Origin of the sequence: Streptomyces sp. NBC_00328, from assembly GCF_036139655.1 — a bacterium.
GTDB lineage: Bacteria > Actinomycetota > Actinomycetes > Streptomycetales > Streptomycetaceae > Streptomyces.
In genome coordinates, this window is record NZ_CP108013.1 from 8,038,349 (window position 1) to 8,055,296 (window position 16,948).

Sequence of the window (16,948 nt, forward strand, 5' to 3'; positions counted from 1 at the left end):
TTCCCTTCCGATGCCCACTGATCTCCCCCGGCTCACGACTCTGGCCGTTTGACGCTCTCCAGGAGCATGTCCAGCCATTCCGCGACCTTGTCCCGGTGCTGGTCGGTGGGCAACTGCGCGGCCCGCCAGGCGATTCCGCGGACGCCGTGGTCCAGGAGCAGCCGTTCGAGCGGATCGTGGGCGACGGAGACCGCGGCGCGTTCGCGGTCGGCGAGCCGTTGCAGGAGCTCCTGTTCCGACCGCTGGAGGGCGCCCACGAGCGCTTCGGAGTCCTCGGCCGTGAGGAATCCGGCGTGCACCCGGAAGAAGCGCTGGATCGCGTCGCAGTGCTCCATGGTGGGGCGCCGGTCGCCGTTGATGAGGGCGCCCGCCTGCTGGCGCGACATACCGGCGCCGTCGGCTATCTCCTGCTGCGTGTAGCGGCGGCCGTTGGGCTTGAGCCGGGTGCGGCGCAGCAGGTCGAGGCGTTGCAGGAAGCGTGCCTGAAGGTCGGGTTCGCCGGCGGGGCGGCCGCTCAGCAGGGCCTTCGCCACGGGTTCGGGGACACCGGACTCGGCCGACAGCCGCCGGATGTCGAAGACTTCGGCGTGCGGAACGCCGAGCCGGTCGGCGAGTGCGGTGACCCTGGCCACGACGGCCTGCAGCAGAACCGTCGCCGTGGCGCACGGAACCTCGAAGCCATCCGTCACCGACAGATCTCCTACGTCTCTCTCAGGTGGCTCTCACGAAGTTCGGGAACCATGTGGACACGAGGGTCAGGAACCATCCCGACGGCAAAGCCGGGGACCAAGCCGGAGCCTAGCCGGTCGCTCGAACTCACATCCAGGTCTCGCCACAACTGTGGCGAGATTCAGCCGTCAACAAGCGCTAAATGCCACGATAGTTGACACGCCAGTCCCCGGGGCAGCAGGATCGGGGCGCCGCGTGAAGGCCGCAGAGGCAAGAGGGGTGACCTCCCGATGGCGTACCAGGCAGGAAGGCAGCGGTCCCAGCCGCGACCTGTCCCCGAGAGTCTCGAAGCGCAGGCGTACCTCCAGGACTACGCCACGCTCCTCGAGGCCGTGCCCTTCCCCTCCTTCGTCTTCGACGACCGCTGGGACGTCGTACTGTCCAACGTCGCCTTCGAGACACTTTTCGACGGCGTCGGCGCGCATCCGACCGCCATGCCGGGTGACAACTTCCTGCGCTTCGTCCTGTTTCATCCGGACGCGGGATCGGTTCTCGGTGAGCACGAGTCGAGTTGGTGTCTGCCGATGCTCGCGCACTTCGCCGCGGCGGTGGAGCGCAACGGCCAGGACCGCGGACTCCAGGCGATCCGCCGGGACATCGCGCAGGACCCGATCATGGACGCCGCCTATCGGCACGGCCTGCCGCACTGGATCGAGGCGGTCGGCCCGCGCGGGGTCGAGCACGACGGAGCCGTGCGCCCGCTGGTCCACCCCGATCCCCGCTGGGGCAGCACGGACTGCCGGATCGTCGACGAGACCCCCAAGGCCCTTCAGGGCATGGGCTATTCGCGGATCACCCTGGTGCTGCGCGAGGCGGTCAGGCCGGTCAGGGGCGGACCGCGCAGAGCACGCAGGACGCGCAACGGCGCGGCGGAGCTTCGCGCGGTGTGACGCGCGTAGTCGCAGCGCTTCCGCGCTGGCGCGACTCGCCCGGAAGGCACGCGTGCAGGGCGCGCGGGTGGCTCGGGGCGGCGCCCGTTCAGCCGGCCGGCGTCACGAGGACGAGGGGCACGCTGTCGCAGGGCACGAGACGCAGGTCCCCGTGGCGCGTGCTCCGGGCCGCCGCCAGCACGGCCGCGAAGTCCGGTCCCCTGGTGAGCGATCCGGCCAGATGGGCGGGGTCCGCGGACGCGGCCACCCGGCCCCGCGCGTTCACCAGGTAGGCGGCCCCGGGCAGCCGTTGCAGGAGCGGGACGACCGCGGCCTCGAAGTGCCGCAGATACACGTCGGCCGCGGCGACCCCCACGAACCGGCCCTCCACGTGGACCGGCGCGGACAGGGTCAGGCTGTACTCGTCGGAGCAGAGGTAGTCGACGTAGGGACCGGCGACCGCGCGCTGCCCCGTGTCGCGGGGGAGGGCGAACCAGTCCCAGTGCGTGTAGTCCGAGTACGCGGAGCGCGCCGGATCGAGGTCGAGCAGCAGCGGCCGTACGCCACCGTCGGAGTCCTGCTGCCACCATTCCAGCCACGCCGGTACGTCACCGAGCAGCCCCGGCGCCGCCACGAAACCGGCACCGGACACCAACTCCTGGCGGGTGAGCCGCAGATGCAGTCCCGGGCGCAGGGCCGCCAGATGCACCGTCGCGGGTCGGCGGCCCTCGGCGGCGAGGCGGGTGAGCAGTGCGGCCGTCTGGTCCCGGGTCTCGGCGACCGCGTCGAAGACGGCCTCCAGAGTGCCGCGGACCCGCGCGGCGACGGCCGCCTCGGGAGCGTCAAGCGTCGCCGTCGCGCCGGCCCGGCCGGGGCTCCTGCTCATGGGTGCCCTCCAGGGGACGCCTGCCTGAAGCGGCACGCGGCATCGAGAGGCGCAGGGTGATGAGCCGCGCCGTCGAGTCCACCACGCACCGCTCGGCCAGTGCTCTGGCCGCATCGTGGGCCCCATCTTGCACGGCCGAGATTACGGAGCGGTGACGGTCTGCGACTTCTTCACGATATTCGTCGTCCCCGAGCACGAGGCACAGCAGCGCGCCCACTTCCGTCTGCAGCACGACCTGTTCACGGGTCAGCCGGGCGGACTGCGCCGCCGCGGCGAGCTCGACGTGGAAGCGGCCGTAGACGCGGCTGCGGGCGGCGGCGTCCTCGGCGGACGCCAGGTCGTCCAGGGTGCGCCACAGCGCCTTGAGGTCGTCAGGTTCCGTGCGCTGCGCCGCGAGCCGGGCAGCCGCTCCGGACACGGCCGCCCAGTGGTCGCCCAGGTCCCGCAGTTCCTCGGTGCTCCATTCGGCGAGCCTGGCCAGCAGCCTTTCCTCGCCCGGTACTTCGGGCAGCGACACGAAGCTGCCGCCACCGCGCCCGCGTCGCGTGGTGACCAGTCCCTGCTGGCGCAGGGCCATCAGGGCCTCGCGCAGGGTGACCGTGGACACGCCGAGCTGTCCGGCCAGCTCCATCTCTCCCGGCAGCTGCTCGCCGTCGGCGAGCAGCCCGAGCTCGATGGCGTCGCCGATCCGGTGTACGACCGTCTCGACGCGCGCGCGGTTGTCCACGGGAGTGAAGACGGCTCTGCGGACGCCGTCGCCCCTGTGTTGCTTCACGGTCACCACCTTGTGCGTTGACTCAACCTTTACTCTAAAGGGGTCTTGAAGTTTGAACTATGGCTTCATATCTTTCCGGTCAGTGTTGAAACGTACCTCTGCACCAGAAAGGTTCCCCGCCCATGGAGGCAAAGGCGATCCGGCTCCAGGGCCTGCGAAAGGCGTTCGGTGACACGACCGCCGTGTCCGGAGTCGATCTGGAGATAGCCGACGGCGAGTTCTTCTCGATGCTCGGCCCGTCCGGCTCGGGCAAGACGACCGTGCTGCGGATGATCGCCGGATTCGAGAGCCCGACCGAGGGCCGGATCGAACTGGCAGGCCAGGAGGTCACGGGCCTCGCCCCCTTCGAACGGGACGTGCACACCGTCTTCCAGGACTACGCCCTGTTCCCGCACATGACCGTCGAGGAGAACGTCGCCTACGGCCTCAAGGTCCGCAAGGTGCCCAAGGCGGAGCGCCTGGTCCGGGCCCGCAAGGCGCTCGCCGACGTACGCCTGGAAGGGTTCGGCAGGCGCCGCCCCGCCCAGCTCTCCGGGGGCCAGCGCCAGCGCGTCGCCCTCGCCAGGGCACTGGTCGGCCGCCCCCGTGTCCTGCTGCTCGACGAACCGCTCGGCGCCCTCGACCTCAAGCTGCGCGAGCAGATGCAGGTCGAACTCAAGGCGATCCAGCGCGAGGTCGGCATCACCTTCGTGTTCGTCACCCACGACCAGGAGGAGGCCCTGACGATGAGCGACCGCGTCGCCGTCTTCAACCAGGGCCGCGTCGAACAGGTCGGCACCCCCGCCGAGATCTACGAACGCCCCGCCACCGCGTTCGTCGCGGGTTTCGTCGGCACCTCCAACCTGCTCGACGGCCAGTCGGCGCAGCAGGTCGTCGGCGCCCCGGGCACGTACAGCATCCGGCCGGAGAAGATCCGCGTCCTCAAGGAGCCGGCCGAGACCGGCACGGTCGCGGAACCGGAGTACTCCACGGCCACCGGAACCGTCGCCGAGGTCGTCTATCTGGGCGACGCCACCCGCTTCCTGGTGGACCTCGACGCGGGCGGCCGCCTCACCGCGCTCCAGCAGAACCTGGAGACCTCCTCCGAGGACGTGGCCGCCCTGCGCGGCACCCGCGTCCGGCTCCGGTGGCACCGCCGCCACGCCTTCCAGGTCCCCGACCCCAGCTGACTTCCACGCTCAGTCCCCCGTCACGTATGGAGTACGCCGTGCGCCTCACCCCAACCCTCAAGGCCGCCGCCGCTGTCGCGGTGCTCCTCGCGGCCACCGCCTGCGGATCGTCCGGTACGGGCTCCTCCGCGTCCACCGGCTTCAACCCGCCCGACCTCAAGGCGCAGTCGAAGCTCGGCAAGACCGAGGGCCAGGTCAACCTGATCGCCTGGGCCGGCTATGTCGAGGACGGTTCCAACGACCCCGAGGTCGACTGGGTCGGCGACTTCGAGAAGCAGACCGGCTGCCAGGTCAACTCCAAGGTGGCCGCCAGCTCGGACGAGATGGTCAAGCTGATGAAGACCGGGCAGTACGACGCGGTCTCCGCCTCCGGGGACGCCTCCCTGCGCCTCATCGCCTCGGGCGACGCGGCCCCGGTCAACACCGGCCTCGTACCGAACTACAAGGACGTCTTCAGCGGCCTGAAGAAGGGCGCCTGGAACTCCGTCGACGGCCGGATGTACGGCATCCCGCACGGCCGGGGCGCCAACCTCCTGATGTACAACACCGAGAAGGTCACCCCCGCTCCCACCTCATGGTCCGCGGTCTTCGACGACGCCTCGGCGAACAAGGGCCACGTCACCGCGTACGACTCGCCCATCTACATAGCCGACGCGGCCCTGTATCTGAAGGCGACCAAGCCCGAGTTGAAGATCAAGGACCCCTACGCCCTCGACCAGAAGCAGTTCGACGCGGCCGTCGCCCTGCTGAAGAAGCAGAACGCGAACGTGGGGGAGTACTGGAGCGACTACCTCAAGGAGATCTCCGCCTTCAAGAGCGGCGACTCCGTGGTCGGCACCACCTGGCAGGTCATCGCCAACCTCGCGGCCGGCGAGGGCGCCAAGGTCAAGGCCGTCGTGCCCGAGGAGGGTTCCACGGGCTGGTCCGACACCTGGATGGTCTCCGCCAAGGCCAAGCACCCCAACTGCGCCTACAAGTGGATGGACTGGATCATCTCGCCGAAGGTGAACGCCCAGGTCGCCGAGTACTTCGGTGAGGCGCCCGCCAACGCCCGGGCGTGCGGGTACACCAGCGACAAGTCCTTCTGCGACACCTTCCACGCCACGGACGAGAGTTACTGGAAGAACATCGCGTTCTGGAACACGCCCATCGAGCAGTGCCTCGACGGCCGCACCGACGTCAGTTGCGTCCCGTACGCGAAGTGGGTCCAGGCCTGGACCGAGATCAAGGGCTGACCGAGCGATGACCACCACCGCGCAGGCCGCCGGACGCTCCCCCGTCCGGCGGCTCGCCGGGACCCTGCACCGGCGCCCCCGGCTGCGGCTGTCCCTGCTGCTGACCGCACCCCTGCTCTGGCTGGCGGTGCTCTATCTCGGCTCGCTGGCCGTGCTGTTCGTCTCGGCGTTCTGGACGACGGACTCCTTCACCTCCGAGGTCGTGAAGGTCTGGTCGGCCGACAACTTCCACCAGCTGTTCACCCTGCCCGTGTACCGGCAGGTGATCCTGCGCAGCGTCGGCGTCGCCCTCGCGGTCACCGTCCTGTGCGCGGTGATCGCCTTCCCGGTCGCCTTCTACACCGCGCGCATCGCCAAGCCCGCCCGGCGCCCGCTGCTCGTCGTCGCCATCCTCACGCCGCTGTGGGCCAGTTACCTCGTCAAGGTGTACGCCTGGCGGCTGATCCTCTCCCAAGACGGCCTCGCCGACTGGATGTTGAAGCCCCTCGGACTGAGCGGACCCGGGTACGGCCCGGTCGCGGCGATCATCGCGCTCACCTACCTCTGGCTGCCGTACATGATCCTGCCGATCCACACCGCGCTGGAGCAGCTCCCCGCCAGCCTGCTCGACGCGTCGGCGGACCTGGGCGCCCGGGCCGCCCGCACCTTCCGGTCGGTGGTGCTGCCGATGGTCCTGCCGTCCGTGGCCGCCGGCTCGGTCTTCACCTTCTCGCTCAGTCTCGGCGACTACATCACCGTGCAGATCGTCGGCGGCAAGACCCAGCTCATCGGCAACGTCGTCTACTCCAACATCGAACTGAACCTGCCCATGGCCGCCGCGCTCGGCACGGTCCCCGTCGTCGTCATCGTGGTGTACCTCCTCGCGATGCGCCGCACGGGTGCCCTGAGCAGTCTCTGAGGAGCCCGCTGTGCAACTCTCCCGTCCCGCGCGTATCGCGCTGCGCGCCGCCGCCGGGCTCGGCTTCGCGTTCATCTACGTGCCCCTCGCGCTCGTCCTCGTCAACTCCTTCAACCGGGACCGCAGCGCGAGCTGGCCGCCGTCCGGGCTCACCTTCCACTGGTGGTCGGTCGCCTGGGAGAACGAGGGTGCCCGCTCGGCGCTGTGGGTCTCGGTCAAGGCGGGCCTCGGGGCCACGGCCATCGCGCTGGTCCTGGGCACGCTGATCGCCTTCGCGGTCGCCCGGCACCGCTTCTTCGGCCGGGACGCGATCTCCTTCGTGGTCGTCCTGCCGATCGCGCTGCCCGGCATCGTCACGGGCATCGCCCTCAACTCGGCGTTCAGCACGGTGCTCGAACCGCTCGGCGTCGGACTCGGCATGTTCACCGTGATCGTCGGTCACGCGACCTTCTGCATCGTCGTCGTCTTCAACAACGTGGTCGCGCGACTGCGCCGTACGTCCGGCACGTACGAGGAGGCCGCGATGGACCTGGGCGCGGACACCTTCAGGGCCTTCGTGGACGTGACCTTCCCGCTGGTGCGCTCGGCGCTGCTGGCCGGCGGACTGCTCGCCTTCGCCCTGTCCTTCGACGAGATCGTCGTGACGACGTTCACGGCCGGGCCCGGCATCGAGACCCTGCCGATCTGGATCTTCAACAACATGACCAGGCCCCAGCAGGCCCCGGTCGTGAACGTCGTGGCGGCCGTGCTCGTCCTGCTCTCCGTGATCCCGATCTACGCGGCCCAGCGGCTGTCCGCGGACACGGCCACCGAGAGCCGGATCTGACCGGGCCGATGAACTGCCTTCGCCGGGCTGTTGGTTGACGCCGGTCAAGGGGCGGCCGGGATCCGCCGCGCGCGGATCCCGGCCGCCCCTCACCGGCAGGTCGACAGGCGGGTTCTCAGCGCTTGGTCGTGCTGTTGAACAGCGAGCGCGACCAGACGTAGCCGACCAGGCTGATCCCGGCGCACCAGGCCAGCGAGATCCAGCCGTTGTCACCGATCGCCGAGCCGGAGAGCAGACCGCGCAGCGTCTCGGTCATCGGTGTGAAGGGCTGGTTCTCGGCGAACCAGCGAAGACCCGGGGACATCGAGTCGGCCGGAACGAACGCGGAGCCGAGGAACGGCAGGAACTGGACCAGCAGCGGCTTGTTGCTCGCGGACTCGACGGTCTTGGACATCAGGCCGAGCGCCGCCGACAGCCAGGTCACCGCGAACGCGACGGCCGCGAGGAGACCGGCGGCGGCGAGCCATTCGAGGGGGCTCGCGTCCGAACGGAAGCCGATGGCGAGCGCGAAGCCCACGACCAGGATCATGCTCACCATGGTCTGGAGGACGCTGCCGACGACATGGCCCGTCATGAACGACGAGCGGGTGATGTTCATGGTGCGGAAGCGGTTGATGATGCCTTCCGTCATGTCCGAGCAGACCGCGATCGAGGTCGACATGGCCCCGGCCGCCACACCCATGATGATGATGCCGGGCGTCAGGTATTCCAGGTAGGCGTCCCGGCCGCCGCCCATTCCGGCGCCGATCGAGTCGCCGAAGGCGTACACGAACAGCAGCAGCATCAGGATCGGCATCATGGCGGCGCCGAGCGACACGCTCGGATAGCGGAGCGCGTGCTTGAGGTTGCGCCGCAGCATCGTCATCGAGTCGTGCACGGCGTAGGTGAGGGTGCTCATCGCAGGGTCTCCTTGACGTGAAGCGGGGTGCCGGTGCCGGTCCTGGTGGTGCCGTCGCCGGTCAGGGCGAGGAACACGTCGTCCAGGTCGGGGGTGTGCACGGAGAGGTCGGCGGCGCTGACACCGGCGGTGTCCAGCCGGTCGAGCAGGGCGCGCAGCGCGTCGAGCCCGCCGTCGCCCGCGACGCGCAGGGCGAGGTCCTCGTCGTCGCGGGCCGCACCGGGGAAAGCCTCGGCCGCGCGCTCGTACTCGCCGGGCCGGGTGAAGCGCAGCCGTACGTGGCCCCCGGGGATCTGCGCCTTGAGTTCTCCGGCGGTGCCCTCGGCGACGATCCGGCCGCCGTCGAGCACGGCGATCCGGTCGGCCAACTGGTCGGCCTCTTCCAGGTATTGGGTGGTGAGGAACACGGTCGTGCCGCCCGCGACCAGGGAGCGCACCGTGTCCCACATCGTGCGGCGGCTGCGCGGGTCGAGACCGGTCGTGGGCTCGTCCAGGAAGATCACCTGAGGGTCGCCGACCAGCGTCATGGCGAGGTCGAGCCGGCGCCGCATGCCGCCGGAGAAGGTCGCGGCCCGCTTGCCGGCGACGTCCGCGATGTCGAAGCGCTGGAGCAACTCCTTGGCACGGAACCGTCCTTCGCGCCTGCCCAGACGCAAGAGGTCGGCCATGAGGAGCAGGTTCTCCTCGGCGGTGAGCAGATCGTCGAGCGCGGAGAACTGCCCGGTGACACCGATCGCGGCGCGCACACCGTCGGGTGAGGCGGCGACGTCGTGGCCCGCGACCTGGGCCTGCCCGCCGTCGGCGGCGATGAGCGTGGACAGGATCTGCACGGTGGTGGTCTTTCCGGCGCCGTTCGGTCCGAGCAGCGCGAAGACGGAACCGGCCGGGATACGCAGATCGATGCCGTCGAGCACGGTCTTGTCGCCGTACGACTTGCGCAGACCGACGGCGGAGACGGCGGCGGGCGGCTGCGGACCGCCGTCCCGCCCGGGATTGGGAATAGGCATGGGCATGACAGAAGAAGGCATGGAGCTCTCCGTTCGGAGGCTGGGTGAAATCAGGCGCTGGAGGGAGAAGAGGGCGGGGCCGGGGCCGGGGAGTTCAGGACTTGGCGCGCAGGATGTCGATGTTGCCCCAGTTGGTCCGTGCGCGGACCGTGACCGTGCCCTCGGTCTCCTCCGGGGCCTCGGACGAGGCGAGCGTGTTGCGTACCTGACCACGGTTGGAACTCACGTCGAGCCACGCGGCGACGCCCCGCCGGATGCCGACCTCGATGGAGCCGTTGGACGTCTCCAACTGGATTTTGCCGCCCACGACTTCGCCGAGGCGGAGGTGCCCGTTCGTCGTGGTGCCGGTGACCGACGCCTCGGCGCGCGCGATGTCGATGCCACCGTTGGTGCCGCTCACCCGCAGCTCGCCGGTCACGGTGCCGACGGTCGTGGTGCCGTGCGCGTTCTTCAGGACGGCGGGTCCGGCGACCGTCCCGACGCGTACGTTGCCGGTGCTGCTGGTGATCTCGGCCATGCCCTCGACGCGGTCCACGGTGACCATGCCGTGCGACACGGTCAGCTTCAGCGGGCCGGTGGTGTCGAGGCGCACGTCTCCGGCCGAGGTCTTCACCCGGACCTCGCCGAGCCGTCCCTCGCCGAGCATCTGGGCCCAGGAGCCGGTCATGTCGACCTGGGAGCCCGTGGGCAGGTCGACCGTCACATCGACGAGGCCGCTGGGGCCCACCAGTGGCCGGTGCTTGGTCCTGACCGTCAGAACGCCGCTCGCGTACACGACCTCGGTCTGCTCGGCGGCACGCACGTCCTTGTCCCGCTTCGGGTCGCGCGGCAGCACCTCGACGACCGTGTCGGTTCGGTCGCCCGCGGTGAGACGGATGGAACCGGCGGCCACCTCCGCGGTGACCGAGATCGGCTGGGGGGTGTCGAAAGAAGGCATGGCTGTACCGTCCTCGTGGGTCCTCGAGTCGTCCCCGCAGGTGGGACGTGGTGTGTGGGTGAAGTGGTGCGGGCGCGGGCGCGGCTAGCGCACCCAGCCCGTGAAGCTCTGTCCGATGGTGCGGTTCTTGCCCGTCGCGCGCGGCCGGGTTCCGCCGTCGACCGCGGCCGAAACGGCCCGCACCAGCCACGCGTTGACCGACAGGCCCTCATGACTCGCGGCCTCCTCGGCGCGCGCCTTGAGGTGGGCGGGCAGGCGCAGATTGACGCGGGCGGTGCCGCCTTCGTCGCCGTCGGCGGGCAGGGGTGCCCTGAACGGTTCGACGGGCGCCTCCGCCGCTTCCGTGGTGTCACCGTAGGAAGGCGGCGGTGTCACCACGAAGTCGGGATCCAGTCCCCGCAGCCGTACGTCGACCGAGCCGGGGGCGAGTTCGCGGGTGATCTCGTCCATCGCGGCGGAGAGCACGTTGAGCATGGTCAGACGCGTCGCCGACTCCAGCGGGGCGGTGAGGCGCTCGGCCAGCTCACGGGCTTCTTCCCCGCCGGCTTCGGCGGCCACCGCGAGTTCGCGGCGGAGGGTGTCGATATACGGAGTGAGGTCCATGACGGCATGGTGGCATCAATGTGGCGCCATCCGCAAGTCCGAGTGGCGCCTTGCGTGGGGCCGGTTCGAACGCAACCGCTCTGACCTGCTGAAATGCGAGTGGGCCAACGTGAGCCACGGTGGCGCCATGAGTGCCCATGTGTCATTTGGGGGCTGGAAATGGCGCCCGGTGGTGCCATGTGGCACCCCTTGGTGTCACCAGGTGTCATGTGGTGCCACGTGTTGCCCTCCGTGCTGCAAGGGAATGCCCGGAACGCTCGGCCCTCGCCTCGCGGGCCGCCAAGGGGTCGAGGCCGACGCCACTCCTGGCGGTCCTCGGGGTCTTCGGACCGCATGGTGATGTGTGACATAGTACTGATGTGAGCCAGCCTCTTACCTGCGATGTGGTAGTCGTCGGAGCCGGAATGGTGGGCGCCGCCTGTGCCTTGTACGCGGCTCGCGAGGGCCTCGACGTCGCCGTGGTGGACCGTGGCCCGGTGGCCGGCGGCACGACCGGCGCGGGTGAGGGGAATCTGCTCGTCTCCGACAAGGAACCCGGACCCGAACTCGACCTCGCCCTGCTCTCCGGGCGGCTGTGGGCCGACCTCGCCGAGGAACACGCGAAGGCCATCGAGTACGAGGCCAAGGGGGGCGTCGTCGTGGCGTCCACGCCCGATGGCCTGGCCGCGCTGGAGACGTTCGCGGCGGGTCAGCGCACGGCCGGTGTACTGGCCGAACCGGTCGCCGCCGATCAACTGCACGATCTGGAGCCGTACTTGGCCCCGGGGCTGGCGGGCGCCGTGCGCTATCCCCAGGACACCCAGGTGATGCCCGCCCTCGCGGCCGCGCATCTCCTGCGGGCGTCGGGGGCACGGCTGCTGACCGGGCGCACCGTGACGAAGGTGCTGCGTGCCCGGGACGGCTCGGTCCGCGGAGTGCGTACCGACCGGGGCGATGTGCACGCGCCCGCCGTCGTCAACGCGGCCGGCACCTGGGGCGCCGAGGTGGCCTCGCTCGCGGGCGTCACGCTCCCCGTCCTGCCCCGCCGGGGATTCGTCCTCGTCACCGAACCCCTGCCGCGCCGGGTGCGCCACAAGGTGTACGCCGCGGACTACGTCGCCGACGTCGCCAGTGACTCGGCCGCTCTGCAGACCTCGCCGGTCGTGGAGGGGACGGCGGCCGGCCCGGTCCTGATCGGCGCGAGCCGGGAACGGGTCGGCTTCGACCGGTCGTTCTCGCTGCCGGTGGTACGGGAACTGGCCGCCGGTGCCGTTCGGCTCTTCCCGTTCCTCTCGCAGGTACGCGCCCTGCGGACCTACCTCGGATTCCGGCCCTACCTGCCCGACCATCTGCCCGCCATCGGCCCCGACCCCAGAGCCCCCGGTCTCTTCCACGCCTGCGGTCACGAAGGGGCGGGCATCGGGCTGTCCACCGGGACCGGACTGCTCGTCGCGCGGGTGCTGGCGGGCAAGGAACCCGGCCTCGACCTCACGCCGTTCCGGCCCGAGCGCTTCGCAGAGGAGGCCGTGTGAACCCCCTGGATCTCGTACGGGCCGAACCCGGCCCCGCCTTCACCGTCACCCTGGACGGCCGGGCCGTCGAGGTGCTGCCCGGCCGGACCGTCGCCGCCGCGCTGTGGGCCGAAGGCATCACCGCGTGGCGCAGCACCCGTGACGCGGGCAGGCCCCGCGGGGTCTTCTGCGGCATCGGCGTCTGCTTCGACTGCCTCGTCACCGTCAACGACCGCCCCAACCAACGGGCTTGTCTGGTCACGTTGGCGCCCGGCGACACGATCCGCACCCAGGAAGGCACCGGCCACGATGACTGACGGAGCCCACCGCCTCGCGGTGATCGGCGCGGGCCCGGCCGGTCTCGCCGCCTCCCTGGCCGCGGCGGCCCGCGGCATCCACGTCACGCTGATCGACTCGGCCACGTCCGCGGGCGGACAGTTCTACCGCCGGCCCGCGAGCGGCCTGGGCGCCCGGCGGCCCCGCGCGCTGCACCACCGGTGGCGCACATGGCGGCGGCTGGAAGAGGGCCTCGCCGGACACCTGGAAGCGGGCAGGGTCGAAATCCTGACGGACCATCATGTCTGGCTGGTCGAAAGGACCGGGGCGAGCACCGGTTCCCGGCCGGGATTCACCGTCCACGCCCTCCTCGGCCCGCTCCAGGAGCGCTCCGTCGGTGTGCGTGCCGACGCCGTGCTCCTCGCCACCGGTGGATACGAGAAGGTGCTGCCCTTCCCCGGCTGGACCCTGCCCGGAGTGGTGACCGCGGGCGGGGCCCAGGCCATGCTCAAGGGCGGTCTCGTCGTGCCGGGCGCAAGAGTCGTCGTCGCGGGAAGCGGGCCGCTGCTGCTGCCCGTGGCGACCGGACTGGCCGCCGCCGGGGCCGAGGTCGCCGCGCTCGTGGAGTCCCTCGATCCGAGAAGGCTGCCGCGCGGTGCCGGGGCGCTGGCGGCCGAACCGGGCAAGGCCGCCGAGGCGGTCCTGTACGCGGCCCGCCTCCTGCGCCACCGCGTTCCGTTCATCCCGCTGCACACCGTCGTGGAAGCCCATGGCGAGGCCCGGCTCCAAGCCGTCACCGTCGCCGCGCTCGGCCCCGACGGGCGCGTACGGCCCGGAACCGGGCGCCGCATCCCGTGCGACACGCTCGCCGTCGGCCACGGGATGGTCCCGCACACCGATCTCGCCGAAGCGCTCGGCTGCCGTATCGGCGGGACGAAGGTCGACGTGGACGACGAGCAGCGCACCGACGTGCCCGGTGTCTGGGCCGCCGGCGAGACCACGGGGATCGGCGGTGCCATGCTCTCCCTGGCCGAGGGGCATCTCGCGGGCCGGTCGGTGGCGGCCCGGCTGCGCGGCACCGGACCCGATCCGCGCTCGGCCGCCCGAGCCGTCAGGGTCCGGGCGAGGGCGCGCTCGTTCTCCGCCGCCCTCGACGCCCTGTACACGCCGCCCGCCCACTGGACGGACCAGGTCACCGACGACACCGTCGTGTGCCGCTGCGAGGAGGTCACCGCCGGCCGCGTCCGCGAGGCCGCCGCCGACCTCGGCGCGGGCGACGTACGGACGGTCAAGCTGTTGACCCGCGCCGGAATGGGATGGTGCCAGGGCCGGATCTGCGAACCCGCCGTCGCCGGACTCGTCGGGTGCGAACAGACGCCCGCACGAAGGCTGTTGGCCTGCCCGGTACCGCTCGGCGTACTCGCCCGAGCCGGTTCGGACGACGACGGCCGGTCACCCGGCGCGGGCCCGCTCCCGGAACCCGGCCTCACCTCACCGCGCCTCGACCGACAGTGAAATGTCACACCCTATGGAGAGGGATGAGCACCCCATGACCGTCACCCCCGACAGCCGACGCCCCTGGCGTGGTGTCCTCGTCGCCACCGCGCTCCCGCTGAACGACGACCTCGGCGTCGACCACGGCCGGTACGCCGAACACTGTGCCTGGCTCGTCGAGAACGGCTGCGACGGCGTCGTACCGAACGGTTCGCTCGGCGAGTACCAGGTGCTCACACCCGAGGAGCGCGCCAAGGTCGTCGAGACCGCCGTCGCCGCGATCGGCGGGTCCCGGGTGATGCCCGGCGTCGCCGCGTACGGCTCCGTGGAGGCGCGCCGCTGGGCCGAGCAGGCCAGGGACGCGGGCTGCGGCGCCGTGATGCTGCTGCCGCCCAACGCCTATCGCGCGGACGACCGTTCGGTCCTCGCCCACTACGAGGAGGTCTCCCGGGCGGGCGTCCCGGTCATCGCGTACAACAACCCGATCGACACCAAGGTCGACCTGGTTCCCGAACTCCTCGCGAAGCTGCACGCCGCGGGTTTCGTCCAGGCGGTCAAGGAGTTCTCCGGTGATGTGCGCCGTGCCTACCGCATCGCCGAACTCGCCCCGGAACTGGATCTGTTGATCGGCGCCGACGACGTCCTGCTGGAACTCGCCGTGGCCGGGGCCAAGGGCTGGGTGGCCGGCTACCCGAACGCGCTGCCCCGCGCGAGCGTCGAGCTCTACCGAGCGGCCGTCGCCGGTGACCTCGACACGGCGGGCAAGCTCTACCGGCAGCTCCACCCGCTGCTGCGCTGGGACTCCCAGGTCGAGTTCGTCCAGGCCATCAAGCTGTCGATGGACATCGTCGGCCGGTACGGCGGTCCCGTCCGGCCGCCGCGCGTCCCGCTGCTGCCCGAGCAGGAGGCCGCCGTGCGCCTGGCCACGGAGCGGGCCGTGGCCGCCGGTCTCGCCTGAGCCGGCCAGGCCCTCGCCTCCACCGCCCAGCCGCCCCGCCGACACCACTCAGGAGTCCCATGCGCAGCGAACTCGTCCTGCACGCCGTCGACTCGCACACCGAGGGCATGCCGACCCGGGTGATCACCGGAGGGATCGGCACGGTCCCGGGCGCGACCATGAACGAGCGGCGGCTGTACTTCCGTCAGCACCGCGACGACATCAAACAGCTCCTGATGAACGAGCCGCGCGGCCACGCGGCGATGAGCGGGGCCGTCCTCCAGCCGTCCACCCGCCCGGACTGCGACTACGGCGTGATCTACATCGAGGTGTCGGGCTATCTGCCGATGTGCGGACACGGCACGATCGGGGTGGCGACCGTGCTGGTGGAGACGGGCATGGTCGAGGTCGTCGAGCCCGTCACCACGATCCGGCTCGACACCCCCGCGGGCCTCGTCGTCGCCGAGGTCATCGTGGAGGACGGCGCGGCCAAGGAGGTCACGCTCAGGAACGTGCCGTCGTTCGCCGTCGGCCTCGACCGCAAGGCCACGCTCGCCGACGGGCGCACGGTGACCTACGACCTGGCCTACGGCGGGAACTTCTACGCGATCCTGCCGCTGGAACAGTTCGGCCTGCCCTTCGACCGGTCCCGCAAGGACGAGATCCTCGCGGCGGGACTGGCGCTGATGGACGCGGTCAACGCCGAGGGCGAGCCCGTGCACCCCGAGGACCCGTCCATCCGCGGCTGCCATCACGTCCACCTGTACGCGCCGGGGGCGACGGCCCGCTTCTCGCGGCACGCGATGGCCATCCACCCCGGCTGGTTCGACCGTTCGCCCTGCGGTACGGGCACCAGCGCGCGCATGGCCCAGCTGCATGCCCGTGGTGAACTCCCGCTGCACACCGAGTTCGTGAACGAGTCCTTCATCGGGACGCGGTTCACCGGTCGGCTGCTCGGCACCACCGAGGTCGCCGGAACTCCCGCCGTGCTGCCCAGCTTCACGGGGCGCGCCTGGATCACGGGGACGGCCCAGTACCTGCTCGACCCCTCGGACCCGTTCCCGGCCGGGTTCGTCCTGTGAGCGGCTCCGCGCCGGGGCGTAGATACTGGAGCTCCGAGTAGGACGTGACATGGCACATGGCCGACGGCAGGACGACGACGCGCCGGCCCGTACGAGGAGACCCCGATGGCCGCCCAGCGCAGCAGCGCACCCTCAGCCGCTCCCGACCTGCCCACGCTGGGCGGCAGGCGGAGCAGCTACCGTGAGCGCGTGGCCGACGCGCTGCGCGCCGCGCTGATCGCGGGCGAGCTGCGGCCCGGCGAGGTGTACTCGGCGCCGACGCTGGCGGCCCGTTTCGGCGTCTCGGCGACGCCGGTCCGCGAGGCCATGCTCGACCTGGCCAAGGAGGGCCTGGTCGACACGGTCCCCAACAAGGGGTTCAGGGTCACCGAGGTCTCCGAGAAGCAGCTCGACGAGTACACCCACATCCGCTCGCTCATCGAGATCCCCACCGTCGTGCGGCTGACCACCACGGCGGACCCCGTCTCGCTGGAGGCGCTGCGTCCGGCCGCCCGGGAGATCGTGACGGCCGCCGCCGCCGGCGACCTCATCGCGTACGTGGAGGCGGACATCCGTTTCCACCTGTGCCTGCTGGCCCTCGCGGGCAACTCCCATCTGGTCGAGGTCGTCGGCGACCTGCGCAAGCGCTCACGCCTGTACGGACTCACCGCCCTTGTCGAGGCGGGCCGTCTGGAGGCCTCGGCCCGCGAGCACCTGGAACTCCTCGACGCCCTCCTGGAACGCGACGAGCGCGCCGTGCACGCGGTGATGACACGCCATCTGGGCCACGTCCGCGGACTCTGGGCGGCGCCCTGAGAGGTCCGCCGCCGCAGGTGCGGCGCCGGGGGGTGCGGAGCC

18 protein-coding genes are annotated in these 16,948 nt (G+C 71.1%); 11 read left to right on the forward strand and 7 right to left on the reverse strand.

Translation table 11 applies throughout. From position 1 onward, the window contains the following. Positions 1-32 precede the first annotated feature (32 nt). Positions 33-689: a helix-turn-helix domain-containing protein gene (locus tag OG485_RS35025; RefSeq protein ID WP_328672567.1), complete on the reverse strand. Its 657-nt coding sequence runs from the start codon at positions 687-689 to the stop codon at positions 33-35. A 270-nt stretch (positions 690-959) separates the two neighbouring features. Here OG485_RS35025 and OG485_RS35030 point away from each other — a divergent pair, with 270 nt between their 5' ends. Continuing rightward, positions 960-1,619, forward strand: a complete 660-nt coding sequence (locus tag OG485_RS35030) for an MmyB family transcriptional regulator (RefSeq protein ID WP_328672568.1) — start codon at positions 960-962, stop codon at positions 1,617-1,619. Between the two features lie 88 nt (positions 1,620-1,707). Here OG485_RS35030 and OG485_RS35035 read toward each other — a convergent pair whose 3' ends face one another. Both OG485_RS35035 and OG485_RS35040 read right to left on the reverse strand, forming a co-directional pair. Continuing rightward, positions 1,708-2,484 carry a cache domain-containing protein gene (locus OG485_RS35035; protein ID WP_328672569.1) on the reverse strand — a complete coding sequence of 259 codons (777 nt, stop codon included), beginning with the start codon at positions 2,482-2,484 and terminating at the stop codon, positions 1,708-1,710. Next, positions 2,441-3,259, reverse strand: coding sequence for a FadR/GntR family transcriptional regulator (locus OG485_RS35040; protein WP_328672570.1), 819 nt, complete (start codon positions 3,257-3,259; stop codon positions 2,441-2,443). Before OG485_RS35040 ends, OG485_RS35035 begins: the two co-directional genes overlap by 44 nt. A 122-nt stretch (positions 3,260-3,381) precedes the next feature. Here OG485_RS35040 and OG485_RS35045 point away from each other — a divergent pair, with 122 nt between their 5' ends. From OG485_RS35045 to OG485_RS35060, 4 genes are read left to right on the forward strand one after another with little or no spacing between them, the layout of a single operon-like run. Further along, positions 3,382-4,428 carry an ABC transporter ATP-binding protein gene (locus tag OG485_RS35045; protein WP_328672571.1) on the forward strand — a complete coding sequence of 349 codons (1,047 nt, stop codon included), beginning with the start codon at positions 3,382-3,384 and terminating at the stop codon, positions 4,426-4,428. A gap of 26 nt (positions 4,429-4,454) precedes the next feature. Continuing rightward, on the forward strand, positions 4,455-5,663 hold the full coding sequence (locus OG485_RS35050; protein ID WP_443048820.1) for an ABC transporter substrate-binding protein: 1,209 nt from the start codon (positions 4,455-4,457) through the stop codon (positions 5,661-5,663). 7 nt (positions 5,664-5,670) lie between these two features. Next, entirely contained in the window at positions 5,671-6,561 is an 891-nt protein-coding gene (locus OG485_RS35055) for an ABC transporter permease (protein WP_328672573.1), read from the forward strand. Between the two features lie 10 nt (positions 6,562-6,571). Next, positions 6,572-7,387: an ABC transporter permease gene (locus OG485_RS35060; RefSeq protein WP_326784499.1), complete on the forward strand. Its 816-nt coding sequence runs from the start codon at positions 6,572-6,574 to the stop codon at positions 7,385-7,387. Positions 7,388-7,502: 115 nt separating this feature from the next. Here the strand turns inward: OG485_RS35060 and OG485_RS35065 are convergent, their stop codons facing one another. The 4 genes from OG485_RS35065 to OG485_RS35080 all read right to left on the reverse strand — a co-directional run bounded on the left by OG485_RS35065 (position 7,503) and on the right by OG485_RS35080 (position 10,832). Beyond that, positions 7,503-8,285, reverse strand: coding sequence for an ABC transporter permease (locus OG485_RS35065; protein ID WP_328672574.1), 783 nt, complete (start codon positions 8,283-8,285; stop codon positions 7,503-7,505). Beyond that, complete coding sequence (locus OG485_RS35070; RefSeq protein WP_443048821.1) at positions 8,282-9,313, reverse strand: ATP-binding cassette domain-containing protein; 1,032 nt, start codon at positions 9,311-9,313, stop codon at positions 8,282-8,284. The genes OG485_RS35065 and OG485_RS35070 overlap by 4 nt, the downstream gene beginning before the upstream one ends. A gap of 73 nt (positions 9,314-9,386) precedes the next feature. Beyond that, a complete protein-coding gene (locus tag OG485_RS35075; RefSeq protein WP_328672576.1) occupies positions 9,387-10,229 on the reverse strand; it encodes a DUF4097 family beta strand repeat-containing protein in 843 nt (280 codons plus the stop codon). Positions 10,230-10,313: 84 nt separating this feature from the next. Continuing rightward, positions 10,314-10,832 carry a toxin-antitoxin system HicB family antitoxin gene (locus OG485_RS35080; protein ID WP_328672577.1) on the reverse strand — a complete coding sequence of 173 codons (519 nt, stop codon included), beginning with the start codon at positions 10,830-10,832 and terminating at the stop codon, positions 10,314-10,316. 359 nt (positions 10,833-11,191) lie between these two features. Here OG485_RS35080 and OG485_RS35085 point away from each other — a divergent pair, with 359 nt between their 5' ends. The 6 genes from OG485_RS35085 to OG485_RS35110 all read left to right on the forward strand — a co-directional run bounded on the left by OG485_RS35085 (position 11,192) and on the right by OG485_RS35110 (position 16,906). Beyond that, complete coding sequence (locus OG485_RS35085; protein WP_328672578.1) at positions 11,192-12,343, forward strand: NAD(P)/FAD-dependent oxidoreductase; 1,152 nt, start codon at positions 11,192-11,194, stop codon at positions 12,341-12,343. Further along, positions 12,340-12,639: a (2Fe-2S)-binding protein gene (locus OG485_RS35090; protein WP_328672579.1), complete on the forward strand. Its 300-nt coding sequence runs from the start codon at positions 12,340-12,342 to the stop codon at positions 12,637-12,639. The genes OG485_RS35085 and OG485_RS35090 overlap by 4 nt, the downstream gene beginning before the upstream one ends. Then, positions 12,632-14,113 (forward strand): NAD(P)/FAD-dependent oxidoreductase, encoded by a 1,482-nt coding sequence (locus OG485_RS35095; protein WP_328672580.1) that lies wholly within the window; start codon positions 12,632-12,634, stop codon positions 14,111-14,113. The genes OG485_RS35090 and OG485_RS35095 overlap by 8 nt, the downstream gene beginning before the upstream one ends. A gap of 34 nt (positions 14,114-14,147) precedes the next feature. Further along, positions 14,148-15,050 (forward strand): dihydrodipicolinate synthase family protein, encoded by a 903-nt coding sequence (locus tag OG485_RS35100; RefSeq protein ID WP_328672581.1) that lies wholly within the window; start codon positions 14,148-14,150, stop codon positions 15,048-15,050. A gap of 59 nt (positions 15,051-15,109) precedes the next feature. Next, positions 15,110-16,111, forward strand: coding sequence for a proline racemase family protein (locus tag OG485_RS35105; protein WP_328672582.1), 1,002 nt, complete (start codon positions 15,110-15,112; stop codon positions 16,109-16,111). 105 nt (positions 16,112-16,216) lie between these two features. Beyond that, positions 16,217-16,906 (forward strand): GntR family transcriptional regulator, encoded by a 690-nt coding sequence (locus tag OG485_RS35110; protein ID WP_328672583.1) that lies wholly within the window; start codon positions 16,217-16,219, stop codon positions 16,904-16,906. The last annotated feature ends 42 nt before the right edge of the window (positions 16,907-16,948 follow it).

What these genes read in the sequence shown, in the direction of transcription:
- OG485_RS35075 (WP_328672576.1), bottom strand. Translation starts at nt 10,229, where the DNA reads ATGCCTTCTTTCGACACCCCCCAGCCGATCTCGGTCACCGCGGAGGTG.
- OG485_RS35105 (WP_328672582.1), top strand. Translation starts at nt 15,110, where the DNA reads ATGCGCAGCGAACTCGTCCTGCACGCCGTCGACTCGCACACCGAGGGC.
- OG485_RS35110 (WP_328672583.1), top strand. Translation starts at nt 16,217, where the DNA reads ATGGCCGCCCAGCGCAGCAGCGCACCCTCAGCCGCTCCCGACCTGCCC.
- OG485_RS35035 (WP_328672569.1), bottom strand. Translation starts at nt 2,484, where the DNA reads ATGAGCAGGAGCCCCGGCCGGGCCGGCGCGACGGCGACGCTTGACGCT.
- OG485_RS35055 (WP_328672573.1), top strand. Translation starts at nt 5,671, where the DNA reads ATGACCACCACCGCGCAGGCCGCCGGACGCTCCCCCGTCCGGCGGCTC.
- OG485_RS35100 (WP_328672581.1), top strand. Translation starts at nt 14,148, where the DNA reads ATGACCGTCACCCCCGACAGCCGACGCCCCTGGCGTGGTGTCCTCGTC.
- OG485_RS35065 (WP_328672574.1), bottom strand. Translation starts at nt 8,285, where the DNA reads ATGAGCACCCTCACCTACGCCGTGCACGACTCGATGACGATGCTGCGG.
- OG485_RS35080 (WP_328672577.1), bottom strand. Translation starts at nt 10,832, where the DNA reads ATGGACCTCACTCCGTATATCGACACCCTCCGCCGCGAACTCGCGGTG.
- OG485_RS35050 (WP_443048820.1), top strand. Translation starts at nt 4,455, where the DNA reads ATGGAGTACGCCGTGCGCCTCACCCCAACCCTCAAGGCCGCCGCCGCT.
- OG485_RS35095 (WP_328672580.1), top strand. Translation starts at nt 12,632, where the DNA reads ATGACTGACGGAGCCCACCGCCTCGCGGTGATCGGCGCGGGCCCGGCC.
- OG485_RS35045 (WP_328672571.1), top strand. Translation starts at nt 3,382, where the DNA reads ATGGAGGCAAAGGCGATCCGGCTCCAGGGCCTGCGAAAGGCGTTCGGT.
- OG485_RS35070 (WP_443048821.1), bottom strand. Translation starts at nt 9,313, where the DNA reads ATGCCTTCTTCTGTCATGCCCATGCCTATTCCCAATCCCGGGCGGGAC.
- OG485_RS35030 (WP_328672568.1), top strand. Translation starts at nt 960, where the DNA reads ATGGCGTACCAGGCAGGAAGGCAGCGGTCCCAGCCGCGACCTGTCCCC.